Source organism: Variovorax raffinosi, assembly GCF_051216615.1.
In the GTDB taxonomy this organism is placed as follows: Bacteria; Pseudomonadota; Gammaproteobacteria; order Burkholderiales; family Burkholderiaceae_C; genus Variovorax.
Genome location: NZ_JBPJZR010000001.1, coordinates 1,250,895 through 1,270,087 on the forward strand (window position 1 = coordinate 1,250,895; position 19,193 = coordinate 1,270,087).

13 protein-coding genes are annotated in these 19,193 nt (G+C 67.7%); 7 read left to right on the forward strand and 6 right to left on the reverse strand.

Going from position 1 to position 19,193, the window contains the following annotated elements; genetic code table 11:
• Nucleotides 1-156 precede the first annotated feature (156 nt).
• Nucleotides 157-1,677: a sulfatase-like hydrolase/transferase gene (locus tag ACSFB7_RS05930; protein WP_435468096.1), complete on the forward strand. Its 1,521-nt coding sequence runs from the start codon at nt 157-159 to the stop codon at nt 1,675-1,677.
• 54 nt (nt 1,678-1,731) lie between these two features.
• Here ACSFB7_RS05930 and ACSFB7_RS05935 read toward each other — a convergent pair whose 3' ends face one another.
• The 4 genes from ACSFB7_RS05935 to ACSFB7_RS05950 all read right to left on the reverse strand — a co-directional run bounded on the left by ACSFB7_RS05935 (nt 1,732) and on the right by ACSFB7_RS05950 (nt 7,744).
• On the reverse strand, nt 1,732-2,688 hold the full coding sequence (locus tag ACSFB7_RS05935; RefSeq protein ID WP_124457147.1) for an alpha-E domain-containing protein: 957 nt from the start codon (nt 2,686-2,688) through the stop codon (nt 1,732-1,734).
• A gap of 14 nt (nt 2,689-2,702) precedes the next feature.
• Nucleotides 2,703-4,196 carry a circularly permuted type 2 ATP-grasp protein gene (locus ACSFB7_RS05940; protein WP_435467966.1) on the reverse strand — a complete coding sequence of 498 codons (1,494 nt, stop codon included), beginning with the start codon at nt 4,194-4,196 and terminating at the stop codon, nt 2,703-2,705.
• A 96-nt stretch (nt 4,197-4,292) separates the two neighbouring features.
• Nucleotides 4,293-5,138, reverse strand: coding sequence for an oxepin-CoA hydrolase, alternative type (locus ACSFB7_RS05945; protein ID WP_435467968.1), 846 nt, complete (start codon nt 5,136-5,138; stop codon nt 4,293-4,295).
• A gap of 197 nt (nt 5,139-5,335) precedes the next feature.
• Complete coding sequence (locus tag ACSFB7_RS05950; RefSeq protein ID WP_435468098.1) at nt 5,336-7,744, reverse strand: DNA internalization-related competence protein ComEC/Rec2; 2,409 nt, start codon at nt 7,742-7,744, stop codon at nt 5,336-5,338.
• 198 nt (nt 7,745-7,942) lie between these two features.
• Here ACSFB7_RS05950 and ACSFB7_RS05955 point away from each other — a divergent pair, with 198 nt between their 5' ends.
• The 6 genes from ACSFB7_RS05955 to ACSFB7_RS05980 all read left to right on the forward strand — a co-directional run bounded on the left by ACSFB7_RS05955 (nt 7,943) and on the right by ACSFB7_RS05980 (nt 17,285).
• Nucleotides 7,943-11,473 carry a transglutaminase family protein gene (locus tag ACSFB7_RS05955; protein ID WP_435467970.1) on the forward strand — a complete coding sequence of 1,177 codons (3,531 nt, stop codon included), beginning with the start codon at nt 7,943-7,945 and terminating at the stop codon, nt 11,471-11,473.
• A 62-nt stretch (nt 11,474-11,535) separates the two neighbouring features.
• Entirely contained in the window at nt 11,536-14,292 is a 2,757-nt protein-coding gene (locus tag ACSFB7_RS05960) for a circularly permuted type 2 ATP-grasp protein (protein ID WP_435467972.1), read from the forward strand.
• Between the two features lie 32 nt (nt 14,293-14,324).
• A complete protein-coding gene (locus ACSFB7_RS05965) occupies nt 14,325-15,146 on the forward strand; it encodes a basic amino acid ABC transporter substrate-binding protein (protein WP_435467974.1) in 822 nt (273 codons plus the stop codon).
• A gap of 36 nt (nt 15,147-15,182) precedes the next feature.
• On the forward strand, nt 15,183-16,157 hold the full coding sequence (locus ACSFB7_RS05970) for a transglutaminase family protein (RefSeq protein ID WP_435467976.1): 975 nt from the start codon (nt 15,183-15,185) through the stop codon (nt 16,155-16,157).
• Nucleotides 16,154-16,612 carry a RidA family protein gene (locus tag ACSFB7_RS05975; RefSeq protein WP_435467978.1) on the forward strand — a complete coding sequence of 153 codons (459 nt, stop codon included), beginning with the start codon at nt 16,154-16,156 and terminating at the stop codon, nt 16,610-16,612. Before ACSFB7_RS05970 ends, ACSFB7_RS05975 begins: the two co-directional genes overlap by 4 nt.
• A gap of 76 nt (nt 16,613-16,688) precedes the next feature.
• Entirely contained in the window at nt 16,689-17,285 is a 597-nt protein-coding gene (locus tag ACSFB7_RS05980) for a nucleotidyltransferase family protein (protein ID WP_435467980.1), read from the forward strand.
• On the opposite strand, the gene ACSFB7_RS05985 is transcribed toward ACSFB7_RS05980, so the two are convergent.
• Nucleotides 17,257-18,270 carry a hypothetical protein gene (locus ACSFB7_RS05985; protein WP_435467982.1) on the reverse strand — a complete coding sequence of 338 codons (1,014 nt, stop codon included), beginning with the start codon at nt 18,268-18,270 and terminating at the stop codon, nt 17,257-17,259. The two genes, ACSFB7_RS05980 and ACSFB7_RS05985, sit on opposite strands and share 29 nt — an antisense overlap.
• Nucleotides 18,267-19,190, reverse strand: coding sequence for a hypothetical protein (locus ACSFB7_RS05990; protein ID WP_435467984.1), 924 nt, complete (start codon nt 19,188-19,190; stop codon nt 18,267-18,269). Before ACSFB7_RS05990 ends, ACSFB7_RS05985 begins: the two co-directional genes overlap by 4 nt.
• Between the last annotated feature and the right edge of the window lie 3 nt (nt 19,191-19,193).

Here is a 19,193-nt window from a genome sequence, read left to right on the forward strand (position 1 = left end):
GCACTTTTGACTTCCCCCTTCAACGAAGCGACCGTTCCCCGGAACGCGTCCGGCAAGAGCGCCCTGCTCGCTTGCGGCGTGGTCGGCGCCACATTGCTGGCGTTGATCGCCCTGGGCCACGACGGCCGCCGCATCGCCCAGCTTGCGGTGCTCGCCATGCCCCTGGTGCTGTGGCTCGCATGGCCCCTGCGCAGCGCACGCATGCGGCAAGTGCGCACGGTGACGGTCTGGCTCTGGGTCATGGGCTTTGCGCTGGACGGCGTGGTGCGCGCCTACCTGCTCGACACCTACCAGGCCGCACCTGATGGCGCCATGGTGCTGGGCGCAGCGGCCAACACCAATGCGCGCGAAAGCGGCGAGTACCTGCAGATGCACTGGCGCTCCGCCGTCATCTGGTCGGGCGCACTCGCCATCGCGGGCGTGCTGGTGGGCGTGTTCGCGCGGCGCGGCGCCGTGGCCGAGGCGCCCGCTTCTTCTTCCGTGCGTTCGCGCCTGCCGTTCTGGACCAAGTCGCTCGTGCTGGTGCTGTTGCTGATCGCGTGCGTGGCCTACGCGAGCAAGCCGTGGCGCCGATTGCATCCGGCGATCTTCTGGGCCAACTGGTCGCACTCGGTGCAGACCTTGCGCGCCGCCTGGGCCGACCAGCAAGAGGTGCGCGAGCGTTCGATGGCACAGGCCAAGGCCATCGCGCCCGTCATCACGCAAGCAGGGCCCTCCACGGTCGTGCTGGTCATCACCGACAGCATCAACCGCGACAACATGGCGCTCTACGGCTACGGCCGCCCGACCACGCCGCGCCTGCTGGCGCACAAGGCGCAGGCAGGCGACCAGATGGCGGTGCTGCAAAACGCATGGTCGGTGGACGCCAGCACGCTGCCCGCGTTGCGCAACATGTTTCACTTCGGCATGCCCGAGAGCGAAAACCCGCCGCACGTACTGGCCCTGGCGCGCGCGGCCGGCTACAAGGTCTGGTGGATCAGCAACCACGACGACCTGGCCATCGAGCAGCAGCATGCGCGCTTTGCCGACGTGGTGGACATGGTCAATCGCACGCCCGGCCGCGCCAGCGCCTCGCTGGACGGCGAGATCCTCGATTGCGTGCAAGAGGCGTTGGCAGACACGAGCACCGACCGCAAGCTGATCGTGGTCCACCTCATGGGCGCGCACCCGCACTACAGCCTGCGCTTTCCCGAGAATGCCAACCCCTTCGACGACAACGTCGATGCGGTGGAAACCGGGCTGGTGAACAACGGTCGCTCGGCCTGGGTGCGGCGCTTTCGCCAGGAGTACGACGCGGCGCTGCTGTACCACGACTTCGTGGTGTCGGAGCTTCTGCAGCAGACGCGCAGCAGCGCCGGCAAACCCGGCGACTACCGCGCATGGATGTACCTGTCGGACCACGGGCAGGAAGTGGGCCACGGCAGCGACCGTGCGGGCCACAGTCCGTCGACCGCATCGGGCTATCGCATTCCGGCCGTGGTCTGGCGCAACCGCGAGGCGCTGCCGGCTCGCGCTGCAACACAGCAACCCTTTCGCGCGGACTGGACCGGCTGGACCTTGATGGACCTGCTCCACATCCAGTGGAACGGGCAAAGGCCCGAGCGCGATGTGCTGGCGGAAGGCTATCGCTGGGAGGCGCCGAAGATTCCCGTGACGGTGGAGTCGTTCTCGCGCTGAAGCCCTCGCGGCCTTGAAGACTGAATCTTCAGGCCGGCGTGCCACGCCCTGTTTTCAGTGCGCGGGGACCAGGAAGTCCTGGCTGATGCGCCCGCCCAATTCGTTCACGCGGTCGAGGAACTGCGTAAGGTAGGCGTGCAGCCCCGTTGCCAGGATTTCATCGACACGCGCGTACTGCAGGTCGGCCAGCAGCTTGCCGGCGCGGCGTTGCGTTTCAGCGCTCTGCTCGTTCTGCACCTTCGCGAGGTTGTTCACCACCTCGACCAGGCTTGCATGCAGCGAGCGTGGCATGTCGGCGCGAAGAATCAGCAGCTCGGCCACGCGCTCGGGCTTGATCACGTCGCGGTACACCTTGCGGTAGACCTCGAAGGCCGAGACGCTGCGCAGGATCGCGCTCCAGTGATAGAAGTCGTACTCCTGGTCTTCCTCGGTGGCGGCGCCGAAGAACTCGCTGTTCAGCGCATGGAACTTCACGTCCACCAGACGCGCCGTGTTGTCGGCGCGCTCGAGGAAAGTGCCCAGGCGCGAGAAGTAGAAGGCCTCGTCCTGCAGCATCGTGCCCAGCGTGACGCCGCGCGACAGGTGCGAGCGGAACTTGACCCACTCGAAGAACTGGCCGGGGTCGCGCTCGAAGTCGCCGGCGCGCAGCATGCGGTTGACTTCGAGCCAGGTGGTGTTCTGCGTTTCCCACGCTTCAGTGGTGAGCGCGCCGCGCACGGCACGCGCGTTCTCGCGCGCGGCCTTCAGGCACGACACGATCGACGAGGCGTTGCTCTCGTCCTTGACCATGAACTCCATCACCTCGGTCGGCGCGATCTGCTCGTACTTCTTGTTGTACAGCGGCAGCAGTTCGCTGATGGACAGCACGCCCTGCCAGCCGTACTTGGCGACTTCGGCGGACTGCGGCAGCAGCGAGGTCTGGTAGTTGACGTCGAGCATGCGCGCGGTGTTCTCGGCACGCTCGGTGTAGCGGGACATCCAGTAGAGATGGTCGGCGGTGCGGGACAGCATCGTGGGGGCTCCTACTACGATTGGCTTTGCGACTGAGTGGGTGCCTTGGGCTTGGGCGTGCGGTCGGCTTCGAGAATCCAGGTGTCCTTGGTGCCGCCACCTTGCGACGAATTGACCACCAGCGAACCTTCTTTCAGCGCCACGCGCGTGAGGCCGCCGGGCACCATCTGCACCTCGCTGCCCGAGAGCACGAAGGGGCGCAGGTCGATGTGGCGCGGCGCGATGCCGGCGTCGACAAAAGTGGGCGAGCTTGACAGGCTCAGCGTGGGCTGGGCGATGTAGCCGTCGGGCTTGGCGATCACGGCCTTCTTGAAGTCTTCGATCTCGGCCTGCGTGGCGGCCGGGCCGATGAGCATGCCGTAGCCGCCCGCCCCGTGCACTTCCTTGACGACCAGGTCCTTCATGTTGTCGAGCGTGTACTGCAGCTCGTCCTTGTTGCGGCACATGTAGGTCGGCACGTTCTTCAGGATCGGCTTTTCGCCGAGGTAGAACTCGATCATCTTGGGCACGTAGGGGTAGATCGACTTGTCGTCGGCCACGCCGGTGCCCACCGCATTGCAGATCACGACGTTGCCCGCGCGGTAGGCGCGCATCAGGCCGGCGGTGCCGAGCGTGGAGGTCGAGCGGAACACGTCGGGGTCGAGGAAGTCGTCGTCGACGCGGCGGTAGATGACGTCGACGCGCTTCGGGCCGCGCGTGGTGCGCATGTAGACGAAGTCGTCCTTGACGAACAGGTCCTGCCCCTCGACCAGCTCGATGCCCATCTGCTGCGCGAGGAACGCATGCTCGAAGTAGGCGCTGTTGTACATGCCGGGCGTGAGCACCACCACCGTGGGCTCGGCCGTGGCGGCCGGCGCGCTGGCGCGCAGGGTTTCGAGCAGCAGGTCGGGGTAGTGGGCGACGGGCGCGATGCGGTTCTGGTTGAACAGCTCGGGAAAGAGCCGCATCATCATCTTGCGGTTTTCCAGCATGTAGCTCACGCCGCTGGGCACGCGCAGGTTGTCTTCGAGCACGTAGTACTCGCCGTTGCCGTCGGCATCGGGGGCGCGCACGATGTCGATGCCCGAGATGTTGGAGTAGACGTTGTGCGGCACGGTCACGCCCATCATCTCGGGGCGGAACTGGGCGTTGTTCAGGATCTGCTCGGCCGGAATGATGCCGGCCTTGATGATGTCCTGGTCGTGGTAGACGTCATGCAGGAAGCGGTTGAGCGCCGTCACGCGCTGCACCAGCCCCTTTTCCATGCTGTCCCACTCGTGGGCGGGAATGATGCGGGGCAGCAGGTCGAACGGAATGAGCCGCTCGGTGCCGGAGCCGTCTTCATCCTTGGCGCCATACACCGCGAAGGTGATGCCGACCCGGCGGAAAATCATTTCCGCCTCTTCACGCCGCGAACGCATCACCTCAACGGGTTGCTTCGCGAGCCATTGGTCGTAGCGCTTGTAGTGCTGTCGGATTGCAGCCCCTGCGTAGGGCAACTGCTCATACATCTCATCGAATTTGTGCATGGAACGACCAATCTCCTTGAGCCATAGCTTAGCAAGTTCAGGGCCAGTGAAACCCCTAATCTGCTGGCCGGAGACGGGCCGCGAGACTTTTTCTCGCTACTGCGTGGAGCCTTCGTCCAGCGCCCGCTTCTTGCGGGGCGACAGGAATTCCTTGATGCGCTCCCCGCTTTCGTCGCTGTAAAGACTGGCCACGAAGGACTCGCGCTCGGCGTCGAGCTGCTCGCGCCGGCTGCGCCCGCGCGCCGAGTGCACCAGTTGCTTGATGCGCGCCTGGACCTCGAACGGCCCGCGCGCGAGCTGCTGCGCCCATTCCAGCGCCACGGCGCTGGCGCTGCCGTGCGGCACGATCTTGTTGACCACGCCCCAGTCGTAGAGCCGGCCGGCGGTGCACGGCGTGCCGTCGAGCAGCATTTCGAGCGCGGCCTGCGGCGGCAATGCGCGCACCAGCGAATCGGTGCCGCCGCCGTCGGGCGTCAAACCGACGTTGACATAGGACATGGCGAACTTCGCGTCTTCGGCCGCGACGATCAGGTCGCAGGCCAGGCACAGCGAAAAGCCGCCGCCCATGGCCGCGCCTTCGACCGCGGCGATGACGGGCTGGGGCGCTTCCTCGATGGCCATGATCCATTCATGCAGCGCCTCGATATGGCCTTGCTGCTCGGCGGCCGGCAACCTGCGCTGGCGGGCCAGCCGCCGCAGGTCGCCGCCGCCGCTGAAATGCTCGCCCTCCCCGCACAGCACGATGGCGCGCACGGTGCGAAAGCCCGAGGTGGCCCGTATCGCCTTGGCCGCCGCACGGTAGACCGAAGGGTTGAGCGCATTGCGCGCGGCTGGGTTGCTGAGCGTGAGGATCAGCACCGGGCCTTCGCGGTGCATCTTGAGCCTGGCCCCCAACGCGGCTGCCGCGCTGGCGCTGGTGATGGCGGGAACGGCGGCCGTCATGGCGTCCGCCCGAAAAGCTGCCTTTGCCGTTGGCCGTTGTCATTGCGCATCACGTCCCCTTGTGTTTTATGTCCGAGCTCTTCAACGGATCGGACTCTTCATTGCAAGACTCGGCAACTACTTTTTCGCCGATCTTTTGACAATTAATTCACATTTCCAAGGATTGTCAGCCGATCCCGGCTTCGCCCGATGACGACTCAGGGCACGGCGTGATGCCAGTAACGTGCCCGGCGCTCGCGCTCGCAGGCCACGTCGCCGGGCTGGGCGCTGCGCCAGAGGGCGGCCCCGCACCGGACGCTGTCGGCCACCCGCACGCCACGCGCCGCATAGCGCGCCATCACCTGCGCCGCCGGATGCCCGAACCGGTTGCGGTAGCCCGCCTGGACCAGCGCGATGCGCGGGCGCACCGCATCGAGCAGCCACTCGCTCGACGAAGATTTGCTGCCGTGATGCGGCACCAGCAGCACATCGGCCGCGAGTGCCGGATTCCGCTGCACCAACGCCCTTTCCTGGTCACGTTCGATGTCGCCGACCAGCAGCGCCGTCGCGCGTCCGTTGCCGATGCGCAAGACGCAGGAGATCGCGTTCGGCTTGGCGCCGGCCCGGTAGTCCGAGGCGAGCGGATGCAGGATCTCGAAATGCACGCCGTCCCAGTCCCATTGCTGGCCGGCCTCACAGGGCGGCCCGAAGCGCAACGACCGCAGCGGGTGCGCGGGCTCGATGGAACTCAGCAACGCGGCCTGCGGTTGCATCGCCAGCACGGCGGACGCACCGCCGGTGTGGTCGGCATCGCGGTGGCTCAGCAGCAGCATGTCCAGCCGCTCACCATGAGCGCGCAGCAGCGGCACGAGCACGCGATGGCCGGCATCGCTTTCGAGGCTGTAGCGCGGTCCCGCGTCGTAGAGCAGGCTGTGCGTCGCGGTGCGCACCAGCACCGCGTTGCCCTGCCCGACGTCGGCCGCGAGCAGTTCGAATTCACCAGCGGCAGGTCGTGGCGGCTGCCACAGCAGCACCGGCAGCAGAAGCGGCAAGCCGAGGGTGCGCAGCGACCACGGCAGCGACATCGCCAGCAGCACGCCGCCCGCCACGCCGCAAGCCGCCATCCACCCCGGCGGCGCGGCCATCGACAACGTGGCATGCGGCAGACCGGCGCACCATTGAAGCAGCACGACAAGCGCGTGCACGGCCCAGCCCGCCAGGTCCCACAAGGGCGCCACCACCGCACCCAACATGGCCAACGGCGTCACTACCAACGTGACCCATGGAATGGCAATCGCATTGGCCAGCAAGCCGATCAGCGACACCTGCTGGAACAGCAGCAGGCTCAACGGCGTGATCGCCAACGTGATCACCCATTGCTCGCGAAAGAGCTGGAACAGATGCGCGCGAAAGCCCTTCTTCGCCTCGCCGGGTGCTGCCACGTCGGTGGCGAACAGCACGCCCACCGCCACGAAGCTGAGCCAGAAGCCGGCCTGCATCAGGGCCCAGGGATCGAGCGCCACCACCACCGCCGCGGTCAGCAGCCACACATGCGGCCAGGGCCAGCGCCGCCCCGAAAGGCGCAGCAGCGCGACCGTCGCCAGCATCCAGACCGTGCGCTGCGACGGCACGCCCCAGCCGCTGAACAGCGCATAGAGCGTGGCCAGCAGCACGCCGCCGACCAGCGCGGCCTGCTGTGCCGGCAGCCACAGCATCAGCCGCGCGCTGCGCCGCCACAGCAGGCCGACGATGTGCCCGGCCAACCAAGCGAACATGGTCACGTGCAGACCCGAGATCGACATCAGGTGCGCCACGCCGGTCGCGCGAAAGACGTCCCAGCCAGCGCGGTCGATGGCGCCCTGGTCGCCGGTGACCAGTGCGGCGATCACGCCGGCCTGCCTGCGTTCGGTCACGCGCTCGAACACCCTGTCGCGCACGGCCTCGCGTGCGCGCTCGATCGGATGCCACCACGTGATGGTCACGAGCGCGGGTGCCGCATCGCGCGCACCGGTTCGCACATAGCCGTTGGCATGCACGCCCTGCTCCCACATCCACAGCTCGCTGTCGAAGCCATGGGGATTGACGTTGCCATGCGGCGCCTTGAGCCGCACGGTCATGCGCCATCGCTCGCCGGCATGCAGCGAGCCCACTGTGCTGGCGGAAGGTGTCCGCTCCTCGGAAGAGCGGCCCCACAGGCCGGTGTTCTCTGCATACCAGCCCAGCGCGATGCGCGACGGCACGATCGGCGGTGCCTCGGTGATTGTTCCGACGCCGGCCCAGCGCGCCGACTCGACATCGAGTCGAAAGCGCGTGGCGACCTCGCCGCGCTGCGGCATCTCCGACACCACGCCGGTGACCTGCAGGTCTCGCCCTTCGAGCGCCGGGTCCAAGGCGCCGCCCGCATGGACCACGGCACGCCAGCCCGCCTGCCCCGCGCCGGCCAGTGCTCCGCACATCAGCGCAATGACCAGAAGCACCCAGCCCGGACTGCGCCGCACCAGCGAAGACGGCCACCATGACCACCACATGACAACCAACGCCGTGAGCAAAAGCGTGACATAAGCCCACACATGCCAAAGCGCCGGCTGCCGCAATTGCAAGGCCGCGCCCAGCACCGAACCGCCCATCACGGCGAAGGCCCAGGACCCGGCCATGGCGTTGCCGGGCGCGCGCGACGGCGTCACCGAAGAACCTCGGAACACATGATGCAAACCCTCCCCGAACCCACGCTCAGTGGCGCGTTAATTGCTTGGCTTCTGGGCTAGTATGCGTCTCACCAGAGACATCTTTTCGATGCAATCTGTCAGTACTGCACACAAAAACGCATGTCAATTCACGCCGCTCTCCACCACGTCACCCACTACAAATACGACCGCCTGGTGCAGTTGGGCCCACAGGTCGTGCGCTTGCGTCCCGCGCCACATTGCCGCAGCAATGTGATCTCGTACTCGCTGCGGGTCGAGCCCGCCGAGCACTTCGTCAACTGGATGCAGGACCCGTTCGCCAACTACCAGGCGCGGCTCGTGTTTCCCGAGAAGACGCGTGAATTCAAGGTCACTGTCGACCTCGTCGTCGAGATGGCGGTCTACAACCCCTTCGACTTCTTCCTCGAACCGCAGGCCGAGAACTTTCCATTTAAGTACACCGCCTCGCAAGCCGAAGAACTCGCGCCCTACCTCGTGGCCGATCCGGTCACGCCGCTGCTGGAGGCCTATCTCGACAAGGTCGACCGCAAGGAGCAGCGCACCATCGACTTCCTGGTCGGCATCAACCAGCAGGTGCAGAAGGACGTCAACTACCTCATCCGCATGGAGCCCGGCGTGCAGACGCCGGAAGAAACGCTCACCAACGGCAGCGGCTCGTGCCGCGACTCGGGCTGGCTGCTGGTGCAACTGCTGCGCCACATGGGCCTGGCCGCGCGATTCGTCTCGGGCTACCTGATCCAGCTCACGCCCGACGTGAAGTCGCTCGACGGCCCCAGCGGCACCACGGTCGACTTCACCGACCTGCACGCCTGGTGCGAAGTGTTCCTGCCGGGCGCAGGCTGGATCGGCCTCGATGCCACCTCGGGCCTGATGGCCGGCGAAGGCCACATTCCACTGGCCTGCACGCCCACGCCGTCGAGCGCGGCACCCATCGAAGGCGGCGTGGACGAGGCCGAGGTCGAGTTCGGCCATGAGATGACCGTCACGCGCATCTACGAATCGCCGCGCGTCACCAAGCCCTATACCGAAGAGCAGTGGTCCGAAGTGCTGGCCCTGGGCGACGTGGTCGATGCGCGCCTGAAAGCGGGCGACGTTCGCCTCACGATGGGCGGCGAGCCGACCTACGTGGCCACCAGCGACCGCGATGCGGCCGAATGGAACACCGATGCGCTGGGCCCCACCAAGCGCGGCTACGCCACCGAACTGGTTCACAAGCTGCGCGCCGAATACGGCAACGGCGGCTTCCTGCACTTCGGCCAGGGCAAGTGGTATCCGGGCGAGCAACTGCCGCGCTGGGCGCTGTCGATCTTCTGGCGCGCAGACGGGCAGCCGCTGTGGCACGACCCCGAGCTGTTCGCCGACGAGCGCGTGCCCACGCACTACACGAGCGAAGACGCGCGCCGCTTCACCACCGTGCTGGCGCACAAGCTCGGCATCACCGAGCGCTACATGCAGGCCGGCTACGAAGACGTCTACTACTACCTCTGGCGCGAACGCCGCCTGCCGGTGAACGTCGACCCCTTCGAGTCGAAGCTCGACGACGAACTGGAGCGCGTGCGCCTGCGCCGCGTGTTCACGCAAAAGCTCGACGCGGTGATCGGCTACATGCTGCCCCTCGAACCCGGCAACGCCGACGGCGACGCCCCCGCGCTCGAAGGCCCGGGCTGGAAGACCGGCCCCTGGTTCCTGCGCGACGACCGCCTGTTCCTGATTCCGGGCGACTCGCCCATGGGCTACCGCCTGCCGCTCGACTCGCAACCGTGGGCCAGCAAGGGCGACTTTCCCTACCTGATCGAGCGCGACCCGACCGCGCCACGGGGCGTATTGCCCAGCGCAACCGACTACCGCTCACGCTATGCCGCAACCTCGGCCGCGCCGACCGAAGGCCTGGGCGCCGTACCCTACACCTTCGGTGCACCGCCCGTGGTGCCCGCGGCTGTGCGCATGCAGGGGCCCGCAAGCGCTGCTGCCGCAGCAGCGGCAACAACTGCATCGGCAGCATCGGCAGCGGCCAACCCCGAAGCCACCGACAACAGCGCCACGCGCCAGCCGCGCCGTGGCGAATCGGCCCACTGGGTCACGCGCACCGCGCTGTGCGTCGAAGTGCGCGATCCGCGCCGCGCCAACGGCCCCTCGGCCGAGAAAAAGGGCAGCGCATCGGGCGTGCTCTATGTCTTCATGCCGCCGCTCGCGCGACTGGAGGACTACCTCGACCTCGTGACCGCTGTCGAAGCCACGGCCAGACAACTGGGCGTGAAGATCGTGATGGAAGGCTATCCGCCGCCGCGCGATCCGCGCCTGAAGATGCTGGCTGTCACGCCCGACCCGGGCGTGATCGAAGTCAACATCCATCCGGCCCACAACTGGAAGGAACTGGTCGAGCACACCGAGTTCCTCTACAACGCCGCGTTCGAAACCCGCCTGTCGGCCGAGAAGTTCATGACCGACGGCCGCCACACCGGCACCGGCGGCGGCAACCACTTCGTGATGGGCGGCGCCACGCCCGCCGACAGCCCCTTCCTGCGCCGGCCCGAGCTGCTGGCCAGCCTGCTGCTGTACTGGCACAACCATCCTTCGCTGAGCTACCTGTTCTCGGGCATGTTCATCGGCCCGACCAGCCAGGCGCCGCGCGTGGACGAAGCGCGCAACGACCAGGTCTACGAACTCGAAATCGCCCTGCAGGAAATCGCGAAGAACCGCGAGATCTACGGCGCCAACATGCCGGCATGGCTGGTCGACCGCACGCTGCGCAACATCCTGATCGACGTGTCGGGCAACACGCACCGCAGCGAGTTCTGCATCGACAAGCTCTATTCGCCCGATTCGAGCACCGGCCGCCTCGGCCTGCTGGAGCTGCGCGCGTTTGAAATGCCGCCGCATGCGCGCATGAGCATTGCGCAGCAACTGCTGATTCGCGCGCTGGTCGCCCGCTTCTGGGACGAGCCCTACAAGGCGCCCGTCACCCGCTGGGGCACCGAGCTGCACGACCGCTTCCTGCTGCCGACCTTCGTCAAGATGGACTTCGACGACGTCATCAGCGAAATGCGCCAGGCCGGCTTCGCGTTCGATCCCGACTGGTTCGCGCCGCACTTCGAGTTCCGCTTCCCGCTCGTGGGCCAGATGCAGGCGATGGGCGTGGAGCTGTCGCTGCGCAACGCGCTCGAACCCTGGCACGTGATGGGCGAGGAAGGCTCGGCCGGCGGCACGGTGCGCTATGTCGATTCTTCGCTGGAGCGCATCGAGGTGCGCGTGACCGGCCTGAACGAAAGCCGCCACGTCGTCACCGTCAACGGCAAGGTGCTGCCGCTGCAGCCCACCGGCACCACCGGCGAGTTCGTCGCGGGTGTGCGCTACAAGGCCTGGAACCCGCCCTCGGCGCTGCACCCCAGCATCGGCGCCCATGCACCGCTGACCTTCGACCTCGTCGACACCTGGATGAAACGCTCGCTGGGCGGCTGCCAGTACTTCGTCGCCCACCCGGGCGGGCGCAACTACGACACCTTCCCGGTCAACGCCTACGAGGCCGAAAGCCGCCGCCACTCGCGCTTCACGCGCATGGGCCACACGCCCGGCCTGCTGCGCACGCCGCCCGCCACCATCGAGCTGCCGGGCAGCCGCGAGTTCCCGTTCACGCTGGATCTGCGGCGCTGAGGGGTTTCCTAGCACACCGCCTGAACGGCCATGCCGTGACGGCGGTGTGACAATCCCCCTCTGTGGAACCCTTGAACGAATCACTGTTCGACGCCCAGGCACTGGAGTTTCCAGCGGCCCTGGCGTCGGCGCTCGCACCGGCCGCCCGGCCCGGACACTACGACGAACTGCGTGGCCAAGCCACGCCGGCCGCCCCTGTGCGGCCAGTTTCGGGTGGTGCGCAGCCGCCGCCCGCGCCGCTGCTCTACGACACGGCGGCTGAGCGCCCGGCGACACCGGCGCCATCGCAGTCTCAATCGCAGTCCCAGTCGTCCTCGCAGCAGTCGCAAACGCAAACCCAGTCCCAATCCAGCGAACAGCCCCCGCTCACGCCCGCCTGGAACGCCTTCTTCGAGCAACTCGGCCCCGGCGGCTTCAACGACCTGCCCCGGCGCGCGGCCAGCCTCGAGCGCCAGATCCGCGACAACGGCGTCACCTACAACGTGTACGCCGACGCCAACGGCCCACAGCGGCCATGGTCGCTCGACCTGTTCCCGCTGATCGTCTCGCCCGAAAGCTGGAGCCAGATCGAGGCCGGCGTGCTGCAGCGCGTGCGCGTGCTCGACCGCGTGATGGCCGACGTCTACGGCCCGCAGCAGTTGCTGGCCGAAGGCCTGCTGCCGCCGGCACTGGTGCGCGGCCACCCAGGCTACCTGCGCGCGCTGCATGGCGTGAAGCCGCCGGGCGACACCTGGCTGCACATCGCCGCCTTCGACCTGGCGCGTGGCCCCGATGGCAACTGGTGGGTGGTGTCGCAGCGCACCCAGGCGCCTTCGGGCCTGGGCTACCTGCTCGAAAACCGCCTGGCCATCACGCGACAGTTTCCGCAGGCCTTCGAGGCCCTGCAGGTGCAGCGCCTGGCCGCCACCTACAGCGCCATGATGGACGGCCTGCAGCGCATGTGCCCGGCCGGCGTGCCGCCGCACATCGCGCTGCTGACACCCGGCCCGTACAACGAAACCTACTTCGAGCACGCCTACCTGGCGCGCTACCTGGGCGTGACGCTGGTCGAGGGCAGCGACCTCACGGTGCGCGACCAGCGCCTCTACCTCAAGACCCTGCAGGGCCTGCGCCCGGTGCACGGCCTCATCAAGCGGCTCGACGACCAGTTCCTCGACCCGCTGGAGCTGCGCCCCGACTCCACGCTCGGCGTGCCCGGGCTGCTGCAGGCGATTCGCGCCGGCAATGTGCTGGTGGCCAACATGCCGGGCTCGGCCTTCCTCGAATCGCCGGCGCTGCTCGGCTTCTTGCCGGGGCTGGCGCGCCGCCTGATCGGCGAAAAGCTCAAGCTGCCCGCGCTGCCCACCTGGTGGTGCGGCGAACGCGCCGCGCTCGAAGCGGTGCTGCCGCAGCTCGGCGACTGCGCCATCAAGCCCACCTACCCCGGCTTCGAGGGCCGCGCCAGTTTCGACGCGGTGCTCGGCAGCCAGCTCAGCCGGCGCGAGCTGGACGAATGGGCCGGCCGCATCGTGCGCGAAGGCGATGTCCATACCGTGCAGGGCTACCAGCCGCTGTCGCAGATGCCCACCTGGGCCAACGACGACATGGGTCCCGGCCACATCGCGCCGCGCGCGGTGCTGTTGCGCGTGTTCGCGGTGAGCGACGGCGCGCAGTCGTGGCGGGTGCTGCCCGGCGGCCTGGCGCGGCTCGCGGGGTCCGATGCGCAGATCGCGTCGATGCAACGCGGCGGCAGCAGTGCCGATGTGTGGGTGCAGACCCACGGCGAAGTCGACCGCACCACGCTGCTGCAGCCGCACGCCACGCCGGCGTCGCTCGCGCGGCACCGTGCGCCGGTCACCAGCCGCGCCGCCGAGAACATGTTCTGGCTGGGCCGCTACACCGAGCGCGCCGAAAACGCGGTGCGGCTGGCGCGCCTCACGCTCAACCTGCTGGGCAGCGAAGACCAGTCGTCGCGCCCGCTGCTCGAATGGCTGCACCGCATGGCGCTGCGCAATTCGCTGGTGTCGGCCGAAGTGCCGAGCGCGCCGCAGTCGCGCCGCGTGTTCGAGCGCGCCCTGGTGGCCGAACTCGGCGACGTCGACAAGGGCGGCAGCGTCGGCTACAGCCTGCGCTGCATTCGCGAGGCCGCTGCCGCGGTGCGCGAGCGGCTGTCGCAGGACAACTGGAACCAGATCGTGCGCGCCGAAGCCGACTTTCTGCGGCGCGCCGCGGAACAGGCCGGCGAAGGCAGCTTTGCCACCAGCGCCGCGCTGCGTGCGCTCGAATCCGCCAGCACCGCGCTGGCCGCCATGACCGGCGCGCAGACCGACCGCATGTCGCGCGACGACGCGTGGCGCCTGCTCTCCATCGGCCGCCACATCGAACGCCTGGGCTTCCTGTCGAACGCACTCGAAGCCGGCTTCGAGAACGGCGCCGTGCATGAAGTGAGCGGCTTCGAGGCCATGGTCGCGCTGTTCGACAGCACCATCACCTTCCACGCGCGCTACCAGCAGCGGCGCGATGTCGCCACGCTGGTCGACCTGCTGGTGCTCGACGCCGAAAACCCGCGCTCGCTCGCATGGGTCACGCAGACGCTGCGCGGGCGCATCGCGCGGCTGGCCGGCAGCGCGCCCGGCAAGCTGACGGCCCTGTCGTACGAGTTGCCCGATCCGGCCACCTGGACGCTGGAGCACCTGTGCGCCACGGGGCCCGACGCGAACTACCCCGCGCTCGTGCAGTTGCTCGCCAACTGCGAGGCCGCGGCCTACCATGTGTCGGACGCCATCGGCACGCGCTACTTCACGCTCACATCCGAATCGCTTCGCTCCGTCGGAGCCTGAACCCAGAACGATATTTCGAAGGAGGCATTTCCATGTCAGGCATCGCCATCAACCGTCGCTTCGCACTCACCGCCGCAGCACTCTTCGCAGCCCTTGCCATTGCCGCCTGCGGCAAGCAGGAGCCAGCGGCACCCGCCGCCGCGCCCGCAGCTCCACCGCCAGCCGCGGCACGCGTGCTGGTGGTCGGCACCGATGCCGCCTACACGCCCTTCGAGTCGCAGAACGAAAAGGGCGATGCCGTAGGCTTCGACATCGACGTGGTCAAGGCCGTCGCGGCCAAGGCCGGCATCGAGGTCAAGTTCGTCAACACGCCGTGGGAAGGCATCTTCAATTCGCTCGACCAGGGCGACCGCGACCTGTTGGTGTCGGCCATCACCATCACCGACGAGCGCCGCCAGACGATGGACTTCTCGCAGCCCTACTTCGACGCCAAGCAACTGATCGCCGTCAAGGCCGACTCGCCCGTCGCGAAGTTCGAGGACATCAAGCCGCTGAAGATCGGCGTGCAGAACGGCACCACCGGCGACGAAGTCGTGGGCAAGCTGCTGGGCAAGTCGAGCACCGCCATCAAGCGCTTCGAATCCACGCCACTCGCGCTGAAGGAACTGGAAGCCGGTGGCGTGCAGGCCGTGGTGGCCGACAACGGCGTGGTGGTGCACTACCTGGCCAACAACGCGGCCGGTGGCTTCAAGACCGTGAGCGACGCGGGCTTCCCGCTCGAGCACTACGGCATCGCGGTCAAGAAGGGCAACGCCGAGCTGCTGGCCAAGATCAACAAGGGCCTGGACGAGATCAAGGCCGACGGCACCTACGCCAAGATCTACGCCTCGTACTTCGGCGCCGAGTCGAAGTAAGCAAGCACAAAGCCTTTTCATCCACCGGCCTGCGCGATGCTGCTTCACGTCACCCACGAAACCCGCTACGAGTACGCGCCGCCGGTCGAGACGGCGCAGCACCTGGCGCACCTGAAGCCGCTGGCCACCGACTCGCAGCGGCTGGTGAGCCACAAGCTCGCGATCGATCCGCCGCCCGCGCAGCGCAGCGAGCTGCCCGACCTGTACGGCAACACGCGCGCCTTCTTCGCGCTCGAAGCCACGCACGACCGGCTGGTGGTCACGGCCGAGAGCGTGGTCGAGACGTCGACGCCGGTGCTGTCGCCGACCGTCGCGCGCGAGCTGCCCTGGGAGGCCGTGCGCGAGCGCTTCCGCTTTCGCAAGGACGCCACCTTCGATGCGGCCTCCGAGTTCGTCTTTCCCTCGCCCTACGTGCCCCGCCACGACGACTTCACCGCCTACGCGCGCGCCAGCTTCGTGCCCGAGCGCCCCACCTTCGACGTGGCGATGGACCTCACCGAACGGATGTACCGCGACTTCGCCTACGACGCCGACAGCACCGAGATCAACACGCCTGCCGTGGAAGCACTGGCGCAGCGCAAGGGCGTGTGCCAGGACTTCGCCCACATCATGATCGCGTGCTTTCGCACCATGGGCCTGCCCGCGCGCTACGTGAGCGGCTACCTGCTGACGCAGCCACCGCCCGGCCAGCCCCGGCTGGTGGGCGCCGACGCCTCGCACGCCTGGGTGTCGGTGTACCTGCCCGGCGAAGATGACGGCGCCGATGGCGCGGGCAGTGCCGGCGGATGGGCCGACTTCGACCCCACCAACGGCCGCCAGCCGGGCGAAGACTACGTCACCCTGGCCATCGGCCGCGACTACTCCGACGTCTCGCCGATGCGCGGCGTACTCCATGGCGGCGCACGCCACACGCTGCGGGTCGGCGTGACCGTGCAGCCAGTGGGGGAAGTGATCGCGGCGCTGCCCCAAACCCGGACACAATCGCAATCCCAAGACAAGGAATCTCCATGAGCGTTTACGACAAACTTTCCAGCCTCGGCATCACCCTGCCGCCCGTCTCCGCCCCCGCGGCCGCCTACGTGCCTTTCGCGCGCACCGGCAACCTCGTGTTTCTGTCGGGCCACATCGCCAAGAAGGACGGCAAGGTCTGGGCCGGCCAGCTCGGCGCCAACATCAGCACCGAAGAAGGCAAGCAGGCCGCACGCGCCATCGCCATCGACCTGCTGGGCACGCTGCACGCAGCCGTGGGCGACCTGAACAAGGTCACGCGCATCGTCAAGGTCATGAGCCTGGTCAACTCGGTCGGCACCTTCACCGAACAGCATCTGGTGACCAACGGCGCGAGTGAACTCTTCGCCGAAGTCTTCGGCGCCGAAAAGGGCGCGCATGCACGCAGCGCCTTCGGCGTGGCGCAGATCCCGATGGGCGCCTGCGTCGAGATCGAACTGATCGCCGAAGTCGGCTGATCCGCTTCCCTCGCACATCCCGCATTCGAGGCCTGACGGCAGTGGTCGTCAGGCCTCTTTGCATTGCATCGACAACATGTCATTGACACCTCCCGGCCTGATCGAGCAGGCCATGCAAGACCCCGTCAACGCCGCGCTGCTTTCACGACTGCCCGGCCTCGGGCTTCGCCAGGGCTTCCTGACCGCCGGCTGCCTCTTCCAGGCGACATGGAACCGCCTTTCAGACAAGCCGCCCGGCTGGGGCGTGAAGGACTACGACGTCTTCTATTTCGACGACTCGGACCTGTCGTGGGACGCCGAAGACGCCATGATCCAGCGCGTGCAGCGCGCGGTGGCTGACCTGGGCGTGAGCGTGGAGGTCAAGAACCAGGCGCGCGTGCACCTCTGGTACGAGCAGCGCTTCAAATCGCCCTACCCCCGGCTCGCATCCGCGCGCGACGGCATCGACCGCTACCTCATCGCATGCACACGCGTCGGCATCGACCTGGCCGACGGCTCGCTCTATGCACCCGATGGGCTGGACGACCTGGCAGCGGGCATCCTGCGCATGAACCCGCTGCTTCCGATGCCCGCGCTCTTTCTCAAGAAGGCGAGCGACTACCAGGCGCGATGGCCGTGGCTGCGGATCGTGCCGCCGCAAGCGGCTACTTGCGCTTCCAGCTCGACACCGTGATGAACACGCCCGTTTCCTTCGCATCGCGCAAGCGGATGCTGTAGCGGCCCGCGCCGTCGATGCCGTTGAACACGGTTTCGCGCCGGCCTTCTTCCATGCTCGCGCCCTTCGCGAGTTCGCGGTAGGTGCCGACCAAGGTGTCGAGATCGGTGTAGCTGCGCAGCGTGACTTCGGCATCGGGCAGTTGCGGCTCATTGCGCTGGGAGCGTTCGTACTCCGTGCGCATCGGCTTGCCGGCAAGGCCCTTGGGCAACACGATCTTGCCGGCGCTCGCCGTGCTGTTCACTTCGGCCGCCTGCAGCAGCAAGGGCCGCAGCGAGACCGGAAAGCCCGCAGGCAATTGCTCGACACGCCAGCCCGCCGCATCCGGCTGGCCGGCGATGTACTCGACGCTTGCGATCTTCTGCGCGTCCACCGCCTTCGCCGGATCGTCGCTGTCGGCCATGGCTGCGAGGAATGCCGGCAGCGTCTTGGCCCACACGATCAGCGGCTCGGCATCCGCCTGCCTAGCGCCAGCGGTGTGAAAGATCGACAGCACAGTCTGCGGCGCGGGGTTGCACACCTTGGGATCGTCGCTGCTTGCGGGTGCGCGGCAATGGCCGTTGACCAACCCCAGCGCCAGCAGCCGGCCTTCGGCGTCGAGCAGCATCGCGGCGCGCTCTTCGCCGTGGTCACCGCCGTTGACGGATGCGATGACCTTCCGGCCATCGGGCCACACGGTGCGCGTGATGTCATGCCTGGAGCGCATGCCTTCGAGCACCTGCTGCGCAATCAACGCGTCGGGCTCGGTGTAGCTGCCGCGCGCGTAGCCGACCATGGCGATCACGGCGCTTCGTATCCGGGGCTGCTCGCTCAGGCGCAGCGGTGGCGCGGGCAGTTCCGTCGTGACGGGACCCGGGGCCGCGACTTGCGTGCCCTGCGCATGAGCGCCCACGGCACACGCGAACAACAGCGACGCGATGGTTTTAGGAATCAGCGCGTTCATTCGGAAATTTCCACTTCGATGTTCGTGATCGCCAGCATGTCCCGCCCGTGCTTCACGCCAACGGAAAAGGCCACGCCCTTGCGGTTGCCCGCGATGTAGCCGGAGCGCGCGTCAAGGTTCGTCTCCATCTCCTCGAGTGGCGGCGACAGCTTCTTGTAGAAGGCCAGCACCTGTTCCATGCTGTCGGTGGTCTGCAGGCGCAGCACGCGTTTGGCCTTGGCGTCGCTCAGCGCGTCCTGCGCGGTGCGGTAGATCACCGACTTCGGGTACAGCGGCACGTCGGCCGAAAAGCCCTTCGGCCGTTCGACGGGGCGTGCGGCCGTGTGCGCGGCATCCAGCGTCACGTACTCGGTCGTCGCGATCTTCTCCGCTTCGCCGACCTGCAGGGATTCGGGCACCTCGCGGCTCCATGCGATCAGCGGCTGCGCCTTCGCGCGATCGAAACCGGGACGCAGGAAAACCGAGAGCACCGCGTGCTGATCGTCCAGGCACCCGGTGGACGACGAGTCCTTGCCACACTGGCGGTGCACCAGCGCCGCGGCCAGCACGTCGCCGCTGCGGCTGTCGATCAGCACGGCCGCGCGCTCGCTGCCGCCATAAGGACGCCGGTACGACGACACCAACTGCAGGCCGCCCGGCAATGCCTGCGCCTTGCGGTCATGGCGCGAGGACAGGCCCTCGATCAGTTGTTCGGCCAGCAGGCCTTCGGGCCAGTAGTAGGAGCCGGACGCCATGCCGGTGAAGCGGGTCACGGCGCGATCGAGGGCGGGGGCCTGGGTGGCTTCCTGCACGCGGTCGGTGTTCAGCGTCAGGACGGCATCGGCGGCGAAGGCGGGAGCCGATGCGCCGAAGGCGGAGAGAAGAAGAGCCAGGAAAGTGGGAGAAGCGGGAACGGCGGAGCGGAGTCGGAAAAAAGGCATGCG